At 64.1% G+C, this 14,824-nt stretch carries 16 protein-coding genes and 1 tRNA gene; 12 read left to right on the top strand and 5 right to left on the bottom strand.

From position 1 onward, the window contains the following. Positions 1–41 precede the first annotated feature (41 nt). Positions 42–863, top strand: a complete 822-nt coding sequence (locus FHR04_RS09395) for a hypothetical protein (RefSeq protein WP_139402718.1) — start codon at positions 42–44, stop codon at positions 861–863. A gap of 47 nt (positions 864–910) precedes the next feature. After that, entirely contained in the window at positions 911–2,581 is a 1,671-nt protein-coding gene (locus tag FHR04_RS09400) for an adenine deaminase (protein WP_139402720.1), read from the top strand. A gap of 102 nt (positions 2,582–2,683) precedes the next feature. Here FHR04_RS09400 and FHR04_RS09405 read toward each other — a convergent pair whose 3' ends face one another. The 3 genes from FHR04_RS09405 to plsY form a co-directional block, all read right to left on the bottom strand. Then, the gene (locus FHR04_RS09405; RefSeq protein ID WP_139402722.1) at positions 2,684–3,703 is read right to left on the bottom strand and encodes an aspartate-semialdehyde dehydrogenase; all 1,020 of its coding nucleotides are present in this window, start codon (positions 3,701–3,703) and stop codon (positions 2,684–2,686) included. A 170-nt stretch (positions 3,704–3,873) separates the two neighbouring features. Beyond that, positions 3,874–4,173 (bottom strand): hypothetical protein, encoded by a 300-nt coding sequence (locus FHR04_RS09410; protein ID WP_039681544.1) that lies wholly within the window; start codon positions 4,171–4,173, stop codon positions 3,874–3,876. 78 nt (positions 4,174–4,251) lie between these two features. Next, the gene (plsY, locus tag FHR04_RS09415; RefSeq protein WP_375782569.1) at positions 4,252–4,860 is read right to left on the bottom strand and encodes a glycerol-3-phosphate 1-O-acyltransferase PlsY; all 609 of its coding nucleotides are present in this window, start codon (positions 4,858–4,860) and stop codon (positions 4,252–4,254) included. A 152-nt stretch (positions 4,861–5,012) separates the two neighbouring features. Here plsY and FHR04_RS09420 point away from each other — a divergent pair. Then, a tRNA-Ser gene (locus FHR04_RS09420) sits at positions 5,013–5,102 on the top strand. A 344-nt stretch (positions 5,103–5,446) separates the two neighbouring features. After that, positions 5,447–6,181, top strand: coding sequence for a hypothetical protein (locus FHR04_RS21390; protein ID WP_249039054.1), 735 nt, complete (start codon positions 5,447–5,449; stop codon positions 6,179–6,181). Between the two features lie 33 nt (positions 6,182–6,214). Here FHR04_RS21390 and FHR04_RS09430 read toward each other — a convergent pair whose 3' ends face one another. Then, complete coding sequence (locus FHR04_RS09430) at positions 6,215–7,003, bottom strand: enoyl-CoA hydratase-related protein (RefSeq protein ID WP_139402724.1); 789 nt, start codon at positions 7,001–7,003, stop codon at positions 6,215–6,217. 39 nt (positions 7,004–7,042) lie between these two features. Between FHR04_RS09430 and ruvX the strand changes: the two genes are divergently transcribed. The 7 genes from ruvX (at position 7,043) to rpmB (ending at position 13,597) form a co-directional block, all read left to right on the top strand. Beyond that, positions 7,043–7,453 (top strand): Holliday junction resolvase RuvX, encoded by a 411-nt coding sequence (gene ruvX / locus FHR04_RS09435; protein WP_139402726.1) that lies wholly within the window; start codon positions 7,043–7,045, stop codon positions 7,451–7,453. 116 nt (positions 7,454–7,569) lie between these two features. Continuing rightward, the gene (locus FHR04_RS09440) at positions 7,570–9,732 is read left to right on the top strand and encodes a hypothetical protein (RefSeq protein ID WP_139402728.1); all 2,163 of its coding nucleotides are present in this window, start codon (positions 7,570–7,572) and stop codon (positions 9,730–9,732) included. Then, on the top strand, positions 9,729–10,214 hold the full coding sequence (locus FHR04_RS09445; protein WP_139402729.1) for a pilus assembly FimT family protein: 486 nt from the start codon (positions 9,729–9,731) through the stop codon (positions 10,212–10,214). The genes FHR04_RS09440 and FHR04_RS09445 overlap by 4 nt, the downstream gene beginning before the upstream one ends. After that, positions 10,211–10,660, top strand: a complete 450-nt coding sequence (locus FHR04_RS09450; RefSeq protein WP_249039055.1) for a prepilin-type N-terminal cleavage/methylation domain-containing protein — start codon at positions 10,211–10,213, stop codon at positions 10,658–10,660. The genes FHR04_RS09445 and FHR04_RS09450 overlap by 4 nt, the downstream gene beginning before the upstream one ends. Further along, positions 10,657–11,451, top strand: a complete 795-nt coding sequence (locus tag FHR04_RS09455) for a PilW family protein (RefSeq protein WP_139402732.1) — start codon at positions 10,657–10,659, stop codon at positions 11,449–11,451. Before FHR04_RS09450 ends, FHR04_RS09455 begins: the two co-directional genes overlap by 4 nt. 62 nt (positions 11,452–11,513) lie before the next feature. Then, entirely contained in the window at positions 11,514–13,220 is a 1,707-nt protein-coding gene (locus FHR04_RS09460; protein WP_139402734.1) for a dynamin family protein, read from the top strand. Positions 13,221–13,381: 161 nt separating this feature from the next. Next, a complete protein-coding gene (gene rpmB, locus FHR04_RS09465; RefSeq protein WP_039681550.1) occupies positions 13,382–13,597 on the top strand; it encodes a 50S ribosomal protein L28 in 216 nt (71 codons plus the stop codon). Between the two features lie 83 nt (positions 13,598–13,680). Here rpmB and lspA read toward each other — a convergent pair whose 3' ends face one another. Then, positions 13,681–14,283 (bottom strand): signal peptidase II, encoded by a 603-nt coding sequence (gene lspA, locus FHR04_RS09470; protein WP_139402736.1) that lies wholly within the window; start codon positions 14,281–14,283, stop codon positions 13,681–13,683. Positions 14,284–14,346: 63 nt separating this feature from the next. On the opposite strand from lspA, the gene FHR04_RS09475 reads away from it, so the two are divergent. Then, the gene (locus FHR04_RS09475) at positions 14,347–14,817 is read left to right on the top strand and encodes an S-ribosylhomocysteine lyase (RefSeq protein WP_039681552.1); all 471 of its coding nucleotides are present in this window, start codon (positions 14,347–14,349) and stop codon (positions 14,815–14,817) included. Positions 14,818–14,824 lie beyond the last annotated feature (7 nt).

Below are 14,824 nucleotides of genomic sequence, written 5' to 3' on the forward strand. Positions count from 1 at the left end.
TGGCCTGAACGCACGGGCCCTGGCCTACACTGCCCCCACGCATGGACTTTCCCACCACCTGCCCCAGTTGTGGCCGCGAGAACCGCGCCGAGTACGCCGACAGCAGCGTGCATGACCTGAACTGCGCGCACTGTGGGGCACGCTACTGCGTGCTGGTGCGCAAGCAGAAGTTCGAAGTGCTGTTCGATCTGGGCACCCGCGCCCTGATGGACGGTTACGCCCGCGAGGCGGTGGCGAGCTTCGCGGCGGCGCTGGAACGCTTTTTCGAGTTCTATGTGCGCTCCTACGCGCTGGAGCGCGCCTCGGACACGGCGGCGGATTTCGGGGAGGCGACGGCGGCGCTGGCCGGCACCTGGCGGCACGTCGCCAGCCAGTCCGAGCGGCAACTGGGCATGTTTGCGCTGGCGTACCTGCTGCGCGAGGGCCGTGAGCCGGATTTCCTGACGTCCACGGCGCTGGGTGCGGACTTCCGCAACCGCGTGATTCACCGGGGCGAGTTGCCCGCCCGCGCCGACGTGGAGGCCTACGCCGCGCAGGTCTTTGCCCTGATCGACCGCCTGCTGACCGAACTGGGGGACGGCGCCAAGCAGGCCGAACTGGCCCAGGAGCAGGCGTTTGCCCTGCACATCGCCGCGCTGCCCGACGGCGTGACCGCCGTGTTCGAGGAGCATCCGGGCATGTTCCGCGCCCGCCGTTTCGGCCTCCTGGCCCCCATGTCCAAGCCCGGCAAGACCGAGGCCCAGCCTCCCGCAAAAAGTGGCATGAACAGCGCCCGGGCGTACCAGCAGGCCCAGCAGCAGGCGCTGTTTCAGCGGGCGCTGGCGGAACGCGGCGAGCTGTTGAAACGGTTCAAGGGCGGGTAGGCGCAGGCCGGGTTGGACGGCCTGCCCCCCGCCCCCTACACTGCCGCATGCAGTCTGAGAGTGGTTGGCAGGGGGATCGGCGCCGTCTGGTGCGGGTGGCGCGCGGGGAAGAGGCGGGCGATCTGCTGATTCGCGGTGCACAGGTGGTGCAGCCCGCCACGCGCGAGATCTTCGAGGCCGATGTGCTGGTGGCGGATGGGCGGGTGGCCGCGCTGGGGGGCGCCGGGATGGGCCTGGAAGCCGCGCGGGTGATCGAGGCGCGCGGCGCATTTCTGGCCCCCGGCTTTATCGACGGCCACATTCACATCGAGTCCAGCCTGCTGACCCCGGCGGGCTTCGCGCGGGCGGTGCTGCCGCGCGGCACGACCGGTGTGGTGGCCGAGCCGCACGAGGTGGTCAACGTGCTGGGCGTGCGCGGTCTGGAATGGATGCTGGAGGCCGGAGCAAGTTCGGGCCTGCGGGTCTGGGCGTCGGCGCCGTCGTGCGTGCCGGCCAGCGACTTCGAGGACGGCGGCGCCCATGTCACGGCGGCGGACACGGCCCGAATGCTGCGCGTGCCTGGCGTGCTGGGCCTGGCCGAGATGATGAATTACCCCGGCGTGCTGGGCGGGAACGCGGACGTGTGGAACATCCTCGAGGCGGGCCGCGCGGCGGGCGGGCGTCTGGACGGCCACGCCGCCGGGGTGCGGGGCCGTGCCCTGATGGCCTACGCGGCGGCGGGCCTGCACTCGGATCACGAGGCCGCCACGCCCGAAGAGGCCCGCGAACGCCTGCGCGCGGGCCTGTGGCTGATGGTGCGCGAGGGTTCGGCGGCCCGCAACCTCGACGCCCTGCTGCCGGTGCTGCTGGATCGTCCGCGCCGCGCCATGCTGGTCAGCGACGACGTGAGCGTGGACGAGTTGCTGGAACTGGGTCACCTGGACCGCCTGCTGCGGGCCTGCGTGGCGGGCGGCCTGCATCCGGCGGACACCATCGCACTCGTGACCTGCAACCCGGCGGAATACTGGGGCCTGCACAGCTCCGGCCTGATCGCCCCCGGTTACCACGCCGACATGGTCTTGCTGCGTGACCTGCAGGGCTTCGAGGTGCTGGATACCTTTGTGGGTGGCACGGAGGGCCGGCCCGGCGAGGTGACCCCACCCCTGGACGGCGGCGGCGTGGATCTGGGGGCAGACTGGGACACGGCCCGCTTTGACGTGCCGGCCCACTGGCCCGTGATGGAGGTATCCCCGGATCAGATCACCACGGGCCGGGGCGCACCGGGCAGCGGCGAGGCCCGGCTGGTGGTGGCCGACCGCTACGGGCGCGGTCACCGGGCGGCGTGCTGGACCTCCGGCACGGGGATGGGCCAGCGGGGCACGCTGGGCCTGAGCATCCTGCACGACGCGCACAACGCCGCGTTCCTGGGCGGCGGCGACGAGGACGTGCGGGCGGCGGGCCGCGCCCTGCGCGACATCGGCGGCGGCGCGGTGGTGGTGGTGGACGGCGTGGTGCAAGCCAGTCTGCCCCTGCCCTACGCGGGCCTGATGACCGACCTACCCCCCCAGCAGGCCGCCGCCCGCCTGAACGAGGTGACCGCCGCCGCCCGCGCCCTGGGCTGCACGCTGCCCTACCCGGTGACCACCCTCAGCTTTCTGGGCCTGAGCGTGATTCCGGCGCTGAAACTGACCCCGCATGGCCTGCTGGACGTGGAGGCGTGGCGCCTGCTGGAGAAATAGGCCGCCGTCTCAACAGCCGCTTCAAGGCGGTGCCGGGGGAAATCGCAAATGGGAGAGAGCCGCCTGACAGGAAGTTCAGGCGGCTCTCGTTTCCCGGCAGCTTTACGCCCGCTGCTTGCCCTTCAGCGCGCCGTGCTCCTGCAGGTACTCGGCGATCTGCACGGCATTCAGCGCCGCGCCCTTGAGGAGCTGGTCCCCCGCCACGAACAGGTCGATGCCGCCGTCAAAGACCAGCGATTCGCGGATGCGGCCCACCTCCACGTCGTACTTGCCGCTGGCCGTCATGGGCATGGGGTACAACTTGCCCCCCGGATCGTCGCGCACCTCCACCCCGGCAGAGCGCGCCAGCAACTCGCGCACGGCCTGCGGGGTGGCGGGGCGTTCCAGGTCCAGCGTGATGGCCTCGCTGTGCGTTCGCAGCGTGGGAATACGCACGGCGGTGCAGCTGATCTTCAGGGACTCGTCCCCGATGATCTTGCGGGTTTCCCAGGCCACCTTCATCTCTTCCTTGGTGTAGCCGTTGTCCTGAAAGGCGTCGATATGCGGGATGACGTTGAAGGGGATGGGATGGGCGAACACGTCGTTGGTGGCGTCCTTGCCGTGCAGGACCATGTGGGTCTGCTCCAGCAGCTCGTCCATGCCCTTCTGGCCCGCGCCGCTGGTGGCCTGATAGGTCGACACGATCATGCGTTTTACGCCGTACTCGCGGTGAATCGGGGCCACGGCCAGCACGGCCACGGCGGTGGTGCAGTTGGGGTTGGCGATGATGCCCTTGTGCCTCAGCGCGGCCTCGCCGTTGACCTCCGGCACCACCAGCGGCACGTCCGCGTCGTAGCGGAAGGCGCTGGAGTTGTCGATCACCACCGCGCCGCCCGCCACCCATGCCGGGGCCTTGGCCTTGCTGATCGCGCCGCCCGCCGAGGCCAGGATCACGTCGGCGTCGATGGCCCCCTCGGGCGTGGCCTGTACGGTCAGTTCCTGCCCCTTGAAGGTCAGGGTGCTGCCCGCCGAACGCGGCGAGGCGAACAGCAGCAGCTCGTCAAATTGCAGACTGCTCTTTTCCAGCACGCTCAGCAGTTCGTGCCCGACGGCTCCGGTGGCTCCCACAATGGCTACGCGCATACTTGGTCTCCTTCAAAAAAAATCCGCCACGCGGTCTGCGGGCGGCGGTGATTCAACAGGCCGCCGCTACGAGGCAATCGTCGTGAGGGCAGCGCGGCTCATGTGTGCAGGGTAGAGGCTGCCGGGAGGGCGGGTCAAGCGGGCTGGCTAGCCTGTGCCCTGGTCCCGCCTCACTTTTTCTTACGCAGAAAGCTGAGCCATCCGGCCCGCTCCGGGCGCGGTCCAGGGGCGAAATCCTCCATCTTGATCTCGGCCTCGGGATGCGGGGCGGCCTCCCAGCCCAGCGGCGTGGCGATCAGTCCGCCGAAGCGTCCGGCGGCGTACAGGGCATGTTCCCGTTCCTGCGCCTCGGTGAGGGCGCGGGGGTCTGCCAGACCCTGCAGCATGGCCTGCAGGCTGTCGTCGTCGCAGTCCCAGCACCCCTGCGAGAAGGTGGCTTCCTTGCCGTAAATCCTGATCCTGACGGGCATCTGTGTTCTCCGGTGGGGTGGGCGTGGATTGTTTGACCCCTCCAGAATAGCGCAGCCGTCCCCGCAGCCCCGCGCGGCTCAGCGAACCTTCTCGCCCAGCCGCGACTCCTTGCCCGCCGTCAGCCGCCCGATGTTGGCGCGGTGCTGCCAGATCAGCAGCGCGGCCAGGAACAGGATCACCAGGGTCAGCCAGCCGGGCCGGCCCAGCGCCACCACCAGAATGCCCGCCGTCAGGGCGCCCAGAATGCTGCCCGCACTGACAAAGCGGGTCAGCCACATGGTGAACACGCCCAGCACGAAGGCCCCCGCGCCCGCCACCGGATCGAGGACGGCGATGGTGCCGAAGCTGGTGGCCACCCCCTTGCCGCCCCGGAAGCCCAGGAACGGGCTGAAGTTGTGCCCGATCACGGCGGCCACCCCGCACAGCCCCACCCATTCCGGCGGCAGGCCCAGGGCGCGCGCCAACCAGACTGCCAGCGCCCCTTTCAGGATGTCGAAGGCGGCCACCAGGAACGCCGGACCCTTGCCCAGCGAGCGCAGCACATTGGTGGCGCCGCTGTTGCCGCTGCCCACCTTGCGGATGTCGACGCCACGCGAATGGGCCAGCCACGACGCCGCCGGGACGGACCCGATCAGGTAGGACACCAGCACGGCCGAGAGCGCGAGCAGAAGGGTGGACACAATCACGCCCCGATTGTAGGCCCCCGTCCGGTCCCCATGGTCCGCCAGAAAATTGAACCGGGTGCGAAAGGGCAGAGGAGGAGCGCTGCACCGCCGTTTGATTTTCGCCTCCTGACCCGCTACTCTGCTGTGCGCGCGCCGCTGGCGGCGGCAACGTTGGAACGGTGTCCGAGTGGTTGAAGGAGCACGCCTGGAAAGCGTGTATAGGGGCAACCCTATCGAGGGTTCGAATCCCTCTCGTTCCGCCAGAGCAGCAAAGTGGGGTCGTGATCGCTGATTGCGGCCTTTTTTCATTCCTTTCGGTCTTGAAATCGACGCTGTCTCGCGAACGTGGGCACAAAAACGTGCAGACGTTCAGGCCCAAAGCGTGAAGACACGAAGACACAGGGCCGCCCGATGTCCAAATTTCCGGGTTGCTTTTGCTGTCCACAAACCAGTGGAGAGGCCGCCGGTACCTGGCCTTGTGCAACGGCAAGGGCAGACCTGCCGAGAGGAGTCCAACGACACCAGGCGAACGGCTTCTCCACGCCCTGCTCAGAATCTCTAAACCTGCCCTCACCCCCGCGAGGGTCCGGCAGCGCACACTGAACCCATGCTGGATAACATCCTGAATTCTGTCAAGCGCGGCGCCGAGCGTGTGCAGCGCCGGGGCGAGGAAGTCGCGCAGGTGGCGAGGTTGCGCCTGGAAGTCTTTCAGCTGGGCCGGGAGGTGGACAGCCATTTTGCCCGCCTGGGCCGCGCTTACCACGCCGGGGCCGAACCGGACACCCTGAGCGGTATTCAGGACGAGATTCGCCGTGCGGAAGAGGAAATCGGCGCCCGTGAGCGCCTGATCAGCGAACTGGGCGAGGAGCCCCAGGCGGAGGGCGAGATGACCGTTTACTCACCGGACGGGGTGGGCAGGGTCGGCGTCGAGCCAGTCACCACAAATTCAGTTAAGCCCTCTGTTCACCCATCCTCCACCACTTCAGATGTCCCGGTGGCCGGCACCGAGCCCAACATTCCGGCCTCTGTTCCCCATCCCCAGCAGCCCACTTTTCAGCAGGAGGTCTCCATCATGACCAACCCCCGGCCCGACAAGGAACGCCTGGAGCAGCAGCGCGGCGAGATCGATCTGAACCAGACGGACCGCAGCCACCACGACGCCTCGCAGGGCGACTACACCGCGCCGGACCCCACGGTGCAGCACGCCGACGAGCTGCTCAAACCCGGTGACGACACCGCTGGCGTGGCGCTGGAGGCCGAGCGCGACAAGGTCTTCCGTCACAAGAACACGCTGGAGGAGGGCAAGCGCGCCAGCGCAGAACCCGATCCGCTGGACCTGTGAGGCCGGGCGGCCAGCGTGGGCCGCCCCCACAACTCAGTCCTGGACGCGCACGAAGTCGGGTGCGCGTTTTTCCTTGAAAGCGGTGACCCCCTCCTGGTGCTCCCAGTGGTCTCCGGCCACTTGTTGCAGCACGGCCTCCTGATCCAGCGCCTCGTCCAGCGTGCTGGTCACGGCGGCGTTCAGCGCCTGCTTGGTCAGTTTCAGGGCGTTGGCCGGGCGCTGCGCGAGGCGCTCGGCATAGGCCTGAACGTCGTCCACAAAGGATTCGTCGGCGAACACATGCTCACACAGTCCCAGTTTCAGTGCCGTGTCTGCGTCCACGCGCTCGGCAAAGGCCATCAGCTCGAAGGCGCGGCTGTACCCGACCAGGCGGGGCAGGAACCACGTGCTGCCCGAATCGGGGACGAGGGCGATGTTGGAGAAAATCTCGATCAGCCGGGCCGACTGCGCCCACAGCCGGATGTCCCCGGCCAGGGCCAGGCTGGCCCCCGCCCCCGCCGCCACGCCGTTGACCGCGCTGATCACCGGTTTGTCCAGCGTGCGGATGGTGCGGATCAGCGGATTGTAGGTGTGGTTCAGGTGCTCGGTGAAGGTCATGTCGCGGCCCGACACGTCGCTGAGGTCCTGTCCCGCGCAAAAGCCCCGGCCCGCGCCGGTCAGGACCACCACGCGCACAGTCTGGTCGGCCTCCGCCTTTTTCAGTTCGGCGGTCAGGGTCAGCAGCAACTCGTCGTTGGCGGCGTTCAGCTTGTCCGGGCGGTTGAGGGTCAGGGTGCAGACGCCTGCGCGGGTCTGCGAGAGGATCACGCTGTCCTGGGTCATGCCGCCCAGCCTAGCGCCCATTTCAGTACACTCGCGTGAATGAGCGACGCCCCTGTCCCCAGCACTCTGCCCACTGTGCTGGCCCTGGACGTCAGCAAATCGCGCATCGGCTTTGCGGTCAGCGCCGGGCGGCTGGCCTTCGGACGCGGCAGCGTGGACCGCAAGCGGCTGCCGTTGGACCTGAAAGCGGTGCGGCTCAAGGTCCGAGAGACAGGAGCGGGCCTGCTGCTGCTGGGACTGCCCCTGCGGACCGACGGCGCCCATAGCGCCTCTGCGGACCGAGTGCGGGCCTTCGGCAAGATCCTGACTGAGCAGGGTTACACGGTGGCCTATCAGGACGAGCGCTTCACCACCCGCCGTGCCCGCGAACTGGGCGCAGCCGACGAGGACGAGGCGGCGGCGGTGCAGATTCTGGAGCTGTACCTGATGGGCCGGGCGGATCAGGACTGACCGGGTGAAGCCCAGAGGCAAGTGTGAGGCCCTGCGGGCGGAGCCCCACAATCGGGGGGGAGGGCAACCCTGATCGGGTAATGGTTTTGCGAGGGTGCTGAGGGCAGACTGGAGGGGTGAATCGTTCGCAAACCACTCAGGGAGCAACCATGGTGCTGGTTGTTCTCCTGACCATGATGCTTCTGGCCGCGCTGCTGGCCGCCTCGTCGCAGCTTACGCTCTCCAGTCGGCGGACCACCGCCGATCAAACGGCCTCACTGCGGGCGCAGTACGTGGCCGAGTCCGGTGTGGCACTGGCGCAAGGTCGATTAAGGGATGTGCAGAGCATTCTGAGTAAGGAAAACTTGACGATCCCAAACGGCACTACGGCCACTACTATTCGCAGCTACGCAGAAAAGTACTGCGGGAATTCCAACTGGACCACCTCGGCAGACGGTGCGGTGAGCACCTGCGCTGTTCAGAGTTCGGCGGCTGTAAATCAATTTGATGTTTTTGCCCAGTTGGTGAATGACACTGCATATATGCGCCTGCCTAGTGGCGAACGACCTTCCACTCTGTCACTCAAACAGGCTTTCTGGAAGACTCAGTTGGGGATTGAGCAGAAGTTCTCCGTTGACGGCGCGACGATTAGTTATGCGCTCATGCCGACCAAAGTCGTGCGACTTAACAATAGTAGTTACCGCTTCTACCTTCAACTAAATTTTTTGAGAGTTAAGGGAGAACAGGCCGCAGCCACGCGAATCCTCAAAGCCAATCGCAGCAATAAGACCAGTTGGTGGATAGATATTAGCCTGCCTAGCTATCTGGACAATGTTTTGTTTACCAACCACCATCGCAGTCTCAGTGCTCAGGATGACGTGAATCCCAACGTCAATTTCACTACTCAGGCTTTTGACGGCCCTGTACATACAAACGAAAAATTTCTCTTTATTTCAAACGCGACGGCCAGTTTTTCGGGTCGGCTGAGTAGTGCGGGTTGTACGAACCTACCCAAAATAGGAATGCCGTCTGGTGGCGAGTGTAGTCAAACACCTGGTGTGTATACCACCAACGGGTTAAAGACGGCAGTTAGTGGTGTGGATACCAATGATCAAAAAAATGCCAGCGTGTTGCAGCAACTTTATACTCAGGCCAACCCTAAGCTAAATGAGTTGACTCGTGCCGACGGCACCAAAATCAAGGATGCCACATTCACGGGTTCATATCGCCCTATGCCCATCAATGCCAGTAGTCAGCGGGCTGCTGCCCAAGGCGTTATACCTCCCATCAATGTCACTTCGGATCCGGATGAGATAGCGCGATATACTAAGGGCCGCGGCCTATACTTTGGCGAACAAGTACTGGGAGTTACGCTCTTGGCGGGTGACGCAAATGGCAATTCGCCTACTAGCTTTACTAATAATCCAAAGAAGTGGATGCCTGTTCCAAAATACCAGCACATCCAAGTATTTAAGGGAATTGATAAACAGAAGGTAGGTGTCGAAAAAGTATGTATTGCAAAAAACAAGAAAGGGAAGTGCAAAAAGTATAGTTATAGAGATGCCTATGGAAACGTAGAGCAATATGACTTTTACAGGGTAGATGCTCAAGGGAAGTTGGAGCAGAAGAGCACTGATGGGCAGTGGGCAGTTGTTCCTGATCCCGCCTCTCCATCTAAGCCTCGCCCTTTCAATGGCACTATATTCGGTGAAAAAGGTATTGAAAGCTTGATGGGTCCAGATCGCTACGATGACGATCAGTCTGCTGGCCCGGCCATAGCCCCTTTTTCACAGATTACCGTGGCATCTGAAACCGATAACGTTGGGATCTCCGGAGATCTTATGCTCTCTGATGAATCCTGCACTAAAGATCTGAATGCATGTGTAAATAGTGGTGCTGAACCCCCTAAGAATGTTCTGGGCATCTTTTCGCAAAAGGGCAATGTAATGATAAATAAGGACGCACCAGATGATCTGACCATTCAGGCTATGCTGATGTCTAGTGAGGGTCAGGTCACAGTGGATGACTATGACGACAAGAGTGTGGGAGCTCGTGGCACAGTGAATTTAGTGGGTGGTCTGGTTGAGAACTGGTACGGAGCTTTTGGTACCGTGAATGGTTTGACCAGCGTCAGTGGTTATGGTCGGAACTTCTCGCATGACCGCCGGTTTCAGAATCCTGGTTTTACGCCTCCTTTCTTCCCGGTCTCTCCTACCTGGGTTAAAAAAGACGGCAGCGATGAGGGCCTAACCCTGGAAAACTTTGTGGTCCAACAGGGTACCCAGGCTGACGCACCATGAGGAACAGTTGCATACGTCAGCAGGGTTTTACGCTTCTCGAAATTCTGATAGTCCTCGCTATTCTCGGCATCCTGATGGGCATTTTCGGCCTCTCCTATCTGCGCAGTATTCGAGCTGCAGAAGTTCGCGAGGGGGCTAATCAGATTGCTGCCGATCTGCGTGCCGCCCGGGCCAGCGCCCAGCGGCGCAGCGCATCGGGAGCTTTCAAGTGGGCGGGTGTTGGTAACCTGACAGGCTATACAGTAGAAATTCCAAGCGGCACGGCGACTCCAAAGACCGCCACCTTACCCAGGGGGGTCACTTTTAGGTGTTTAGACGGCTGCCCGGCGGCGCGGACACTGACCTATAACGCGCCCTATGGCGAGATGACCAGCACTATTAATGGCACTCGTTATGTCGTAGAGAGCCAAACGCCCAACATCCCATCCATTGAGGTTCGAGTGGTTGGTATCACTGGGCGCGTCATGCTGGTGAAGCCATGAAACAAATGAATGACAAATTTGACCGTTTTGAGCAGGGGTTTACGCTGATTGAGGTGCTGGTGGCTATCGCTCTTTTTGGCATTCTGCTGGCAGTGTTGATCCCCAGTATTACGGCGCTACTGGGGATCAACCGTCAGGGAGAGGTTCAACTGACCAGCGCTACTCAGGCGCAGCAGGTGATCGAGTCGGTTAAGGGTGCGTGGCGGGACGCTGCTGTGTACAGCAGCAATTGCGCACCCAGTCTGATTCTGCCTACGGGCGTGACCGCTAAAAGCCAGCCGTTGGACTCGCGAGCGGGCAGCCCAGGTACCCTGACTGATATCTCGCGCGCTGTCCCATGCCCGGCGGCCGCTGCTCCCGTACCGCCCATGCGCCGAATACAAATTACCGCCGGCACGGGACCGCAAGCCACTACCCTGGTCCTTGATGTGCTGAGGCCACAATGAAACGTAGCGGCGAGGCAGGCTTCACCCTGGTCGAGATGCTGGTGGTTATAGCGATCCTGGGCGTGGTGTTGTTGGCGGTTAGCAACACTTTTATCAGCAGCTCGCGGACCACCACGTTGGCGGTTGCCCGCGCGGAACTTCAGCAGGAAACCGTCAACGCCCAGCAACTGATCGCCTCGCGGGTCAAGGAGGCATGGTATGTCTTTCCCCCAGGCGTCGCCATGGCATTGAACGATACCGCGCTCCGACGTAATCCCATCACCAGCAATAAGAATTGGACGGTGGCCACGCATCCGATACTGGCTATGATTCTGCCGCCACGTAACCCGGCCCTGGCCTGTGCGTCAGCCACAAACGATGGTTGTTACCGTTTCTTCGCATATTACCCGGTGCTGCGTTCGGTATGGGTCGCAGGCACCAGCGGTGCGTCCAATCCTGGCGCAGATGCAGCTAATGACGCTTCGACATGGGTGCTGGCGGAATATCGCGATTACTACTACGAGAGCAACCCCTCTACGACGTCTCCCGCTAGTCTTACTCTGCCACCTATTGCCGACAGCGATGCCAATCTCGTCTCCGATTACATCATGCCGACCACTACCGCCGGGGCCACCTACACCATGTTCGGTTACACGCCCGCCACGGCGGCCACCACAGGCGTGACCGGGGTCAACATCAACCTCGCCACCGGGCGCGTCGTCAATGGCAAGCTCACCAGACTTCCGGGGCAGACAGGGACTTACAACCTCAGCGTCTATCCCCTGAACCTGGGTAAAGTCGCCGCCAACTGAGCGCCCTTTACCCCTCCTGAGCCTTCACGCCTGCCCAGACGTGGAGGCTCTACACTTTCCCCATGCAGGCCCCTCAACTGATCGGCGAACAGGTTCAGGCCCTGCTCTCCCGTGAGCGCACGCTGCTCGCGGACCTTCAGGCCTTTCTGGAAACCCAGGGGGCGCCGCCTGAGGTGACTGAACACGCCCGCACGGCGGCCCGCTCACTCGATGAGACCTTCTTGCTGGTGGTGGTGGGCGAGTTCAACGCTGGCAAGAGCAGCTTCGTCAATGCACTACTGGGCGCACAGGTGCTGCCCGAGGGGGTCACACCCACCACCGACCGCATCTACGTTCTCGTCCACGGCGAGCAGGCCGGGCAGATGGAGGCCACCCGCGATCCCTTTGTCAGCCGCCTGACCTACCCGCTGCCCAGTCTGGAAGGCGTGGCACTGGTGGATACCCCCGGCACCAACGCGATCATCCGCCAGCACCAGGCGCTCACCGAGGGGTTCCTGCCCCGCGCCGATCTGGTGCTGTTCCTGACCAGCAGTGACCGTCCTTTCACCGAGTCTGAGCGTCAATTCCTGAGTCTGGCCGCCCGCTGGGGCCGCTCGGTGATCATGGTGGTCAACAAGGCCGACCTGCTGGAAACGCAGGAGCAGAAGGCGCAGGTCCGCGAGTTCGTCGAAACCGGGGCGCGCGGCGTGCTGGGCTTGACGCCACCAGTGCTGCTGATCAGCGCGCGGGCCGAGCAGCGCGGCGGCGATCCGGGCTTTCATGCCCTGCGCGAGGTGCTCAAGATGCGGCTGTCTCAGACCGAGCGCACCCGCCTCAAGTTGCAAAGTCCGCTGGGCACGGCGACGGAACTGCTGTCGGGTGAGGTGACCCGCGCCGATGCCGCCCGTCAGACCCTCGCCGAAGACTTGAACATCCTGCGCGATCTGGAGGCCCAGCGCGAGCACCACCGCGTCACCATGCTGGGTGAACTGGACGGTCAGCTCAACCGTGTGGCCCGGCTGCTCTCGGAGTTTGAGGTCCGCGCGGACCGCTTTATCGACGACAAGCTGCGCTTCGGCAACCTCCGTGGGCTGCTGAACAGCCGTCAGATGGAAGAGCAGTTCCGCACAGAGGCGGTGGCGGACCTGCCCGGCGCGATTGATCGCCAGTTCGGCAGCATGATCGACCGCTTCGTGGAGGCCAACTTGCACTTCTGGGAGGACGTGCAGGCCTTCCTGATCCGCCGTCAGCCGTCCAACGAGGTGGCCCGCACCCGCTTCGCCTACGACCGGGGCGCGTTGCTGGAGAGCATCGCCGGAAGCGCCCACGATCATCTGGAAAATGTCACCGAGAACGAACTGGCCCGTCAGCTGGCGCGCGATGCCGAGGACGCCATGAAGGGCGCGGTGGGCGGTCTGGCTGGTGGGCTGGGGATCGGCGCGGGCCTGGGGGCGTTGATCGGCGCGTCGGCGCTGGATTTCACCGGGGGCATTCTGGCCGGGCTCACGCTGGGCAGCCTGGGCCTGTTCGTGCTTCCCAACAAGCGTCTGCAGGCCCACCGGCAACTGCGCTCCAAGGTGGAGGGTCTGCGCGCCGCTCTGGAAACCATCGTCCGCCGAGAGTATGAGCGCGAGCAGGAGCGCGCCGACGCCCGCCTGCGCGACGCCATCAGTCCGTATACCCGGTTTACCGAGCAGGAGGGGGCTCGCCTGAATGGCGCAAAAGTGCGGGCCGCCGAACTGGGCGCACAGCTGGACGCCCTCAGGGAGGAGATCCGGGCGCTGGCCTGAGCGGCCCTCTCCACTTTCCTGCGTGGCCCCCGATGTGCTACAGTCGCAAGGCTTGTCGGATTTCGTCCGGCGTGGTGTCAGGCCCCATCCTCAACAGGTGAGGCCCAGCGCAGGCCCCCGGTCACAGCAAAAATCCGACGCGGATCTAAGGAGAAACCAACATGGCGAAAGTATGCGAAGTATGCGGAAAGGGACCGATTGTCGTGAACTCGGTCATCCGCCGGGGTAAGGCCCGTGCGGCGGGCGGCGTGGGCCGCAAGGTCACGGGCGTCAGCAAGCGGGTTCAGAAGCCCAACCTCCAGCCCCTCACGGTCACGCGTGCGGGCGTCAGCCTGCGCCTGCGGGTCTGCTCCAAGTGCCGCAAGAGCCTGACCTGAACTGAAGTTCAACTCAACGGCGCGCCCCCTTCCACCGTGGAAGGGGGCGCGTTTTGCAGTCCTGCGTCAAAACCTACCGGGGGTCAGGGTTTGCCGGTGGGGCCGTCGTCCGTTGGCGTACCGCCCTGAACTTTCGGCTTGCGCTCCAGCACGAAGCTGCCGATCAGGAGCGCGATGGTGCCCACCACCACGCAACTGTCGGCGATGTTGAAGATCGGAAAGTCGCCCTGCCCGACAGAGCGGGTAATGGCACTCAGAGGCGGCGCGTGAATCATGTCGGTGACCTTGCCGAAGCGCAGGCCGTCGATGGCGTTGCCGATGGCGCCCGCCGAGATCATCGCCAGCACCACGCTCAGGAAGCGCTGTTGCGGGCGCAGGTACAGGTAGACCAGGAGGCCCAGGCCCACCAGCAGACGTCCCAGGGCCAGAGGAGCCGCGCTCCCGCTAAACATGCTCCACGCTGCGCCGGTGTTGAAGGTCAGGAACCATTCCAGGACGCCCGGAATGACGACGCGGGGGGCGGCTCCCTCCTGCAGGTTCGCCAGGGCCCAGCCTTTCAGGGCCTGGTCCGCGAAGATCAGCACGGCGGCGATCAGCAGCGGCAGCCAGAAGGGGGCGCGGGAAGCACGGTCGGTCAGCGTCGGCACGCCGCGCAGTATATGGAGTGTCCTGTGGCAAGAGGACAGATGCGGCCAGGCTTCATCCGCCTACCACTTTCTGCTGCTTGAAGGAAGGCCACAATAGTGGGCATGGCAAACGTCGAATCCTTCGATCTGGACCACACCAAAGTCAAAGCCCCCTACGTGCGGCTCGCCGGGGTCAAGACCACCCCACGCGGCGACAGCGTCAGCAAGTACGATCTGCGGCTGCTGCAACCAAACGCGGGAGCCATCGAACCGGCCGCCATCCATACCCTGGAACACCTGCTGGCCGGCTACCTGCGCGACCACCTGACCGACATCGTGGACGTGTCGCCGATGGGCTGCCGTACAGGCATGTACATGGCCGTGATCGGTGAACCGGACGAGCCGCGCATTCTTAAGGCCTTTGAGGCGGCCTTGCAGGACACCGCCGCGCACAGCCAACCCATCCCCGGCGTCAGTGAACTGGAGTGCGGCAACTTCCGTGACCACGATCTGGAGGCAGCCCGAAAGTACGCCCAGGACGCGTTAAATCAAGGGTTGAAGATTCAGGAAACGGTCCTGCTAGAGCGGACTTGAGAGGAGC

The sequence above is a fragment of the Deinococcus radiopugnans ATCC 19172 genome, from assembly GCF_006335125.1.
In the GTDB taxonomy this organism is placed as follows: domain Bacteria; phylum Deinococcota; class Deinococci; order Deinococcales; family Deinococcaceae; genus Deinococcus; species Deinococcus radiopugnans.

What these genes read in the sequence shown, in the direction of transcription:
- rpmB (WP_039681550.1), top strand. Translation starts at nt 13,382, where the DNA reads ATGGCGAAAGTATGCGAAGTATGCGGAAAGGGACCGATTGTCGTGAAC.
- FHR04_RS21390 (WP_249039054.1), top strand. Translation starts at nt 5,447, where the DNA reads ATGCTGGATAACATCCTGAATTCTGTCAAGCGCGGCGCCGAGCGTGTG.
- FHR04_RS09460 (WP_139402734.1), top strand. Translation starts at nt 11,514, where the DNA reads ATGCAGGCCCCTCAACTGATCGGCGAACAGGTTCAGGCCCTGCTCTCC.
- ruvX (WP_139402726.1), top strand. Translation starts at nt 7,043, where the DNA reads ATGAGCGACGCCCCTGTCCCCAGCACTCTGCCCACTGTGCTGGCCCTG.
- FHR04_RS09405 (WP_139402722.1), bottom strand. Translation starts at nt 3,703, where the DNA reads ATGCGCGTAGCCATTGTGGGAGCCACCGGAGCCGTCGGGCACGAACTG.
- FHR04_RS09445 (WP_139402729.1), top strand. Translation starts at nt 9,729, where the DNA reads ATGAGGAACAGTTGCATACGTCAGCAGGGTTTTACGCTTCTCGAAATT.
- FHR04_RS09410 (WP_039681544.1), bottom strand. Translation starts at nt 4,173, where the DNA reads ATGCCCGTCAGGATCAGGATTTACGGCAAGGAAGCCACCTTCTCGCAG.
- FHR04_RS09450 (WP_249039055.1), top strand. Translation starts at nt 10,211, where the DNA reads ATGAAACAAATGAATGACAAATTTGACCGTTTTGAGCAGGGGTTTACG.
- FHR04_RS09430 (WP_139402724.1), bottom strand. Translation starts at nt 7,003, where the DNA reads ATGACCCAGGACAGCGTGATCCTCTCGCAGACCCGCGCAGGCGTCTGC.
- FHR04_RS09455 (WP_139402732.1), top strand. Translation starts at nt 10,657, where the DNA reads ATGAAACGTAGCGGCGAGGCAGGCTTCACCCTGGTCGAGATGCTGGTG.
- FHR04_RS09400 (WP_139402720.1), top strand. Translation starts at nt 911, where the DNA reads ATGCAGTCTGAGAGTGGTTGGCAGGGGGATCGGCGCCGTCTGGTGCGG.
- FHR04_RS09475 (WP_039681552.1), top strand. Translation starts at nt 14,347, where the DNA reads ATGGCAAACGTCGAATCCTTCGATCTGGACCACACCAAAGTCAAAGCC.
- FHR04_RS09395 (WP_139402718.1), top strand. Translation starts at nt 42, where the DNA reads ATGGACTTTCCCACCACCTGCCCCAGTTGTGGCCGCGAGAACCGCGCC.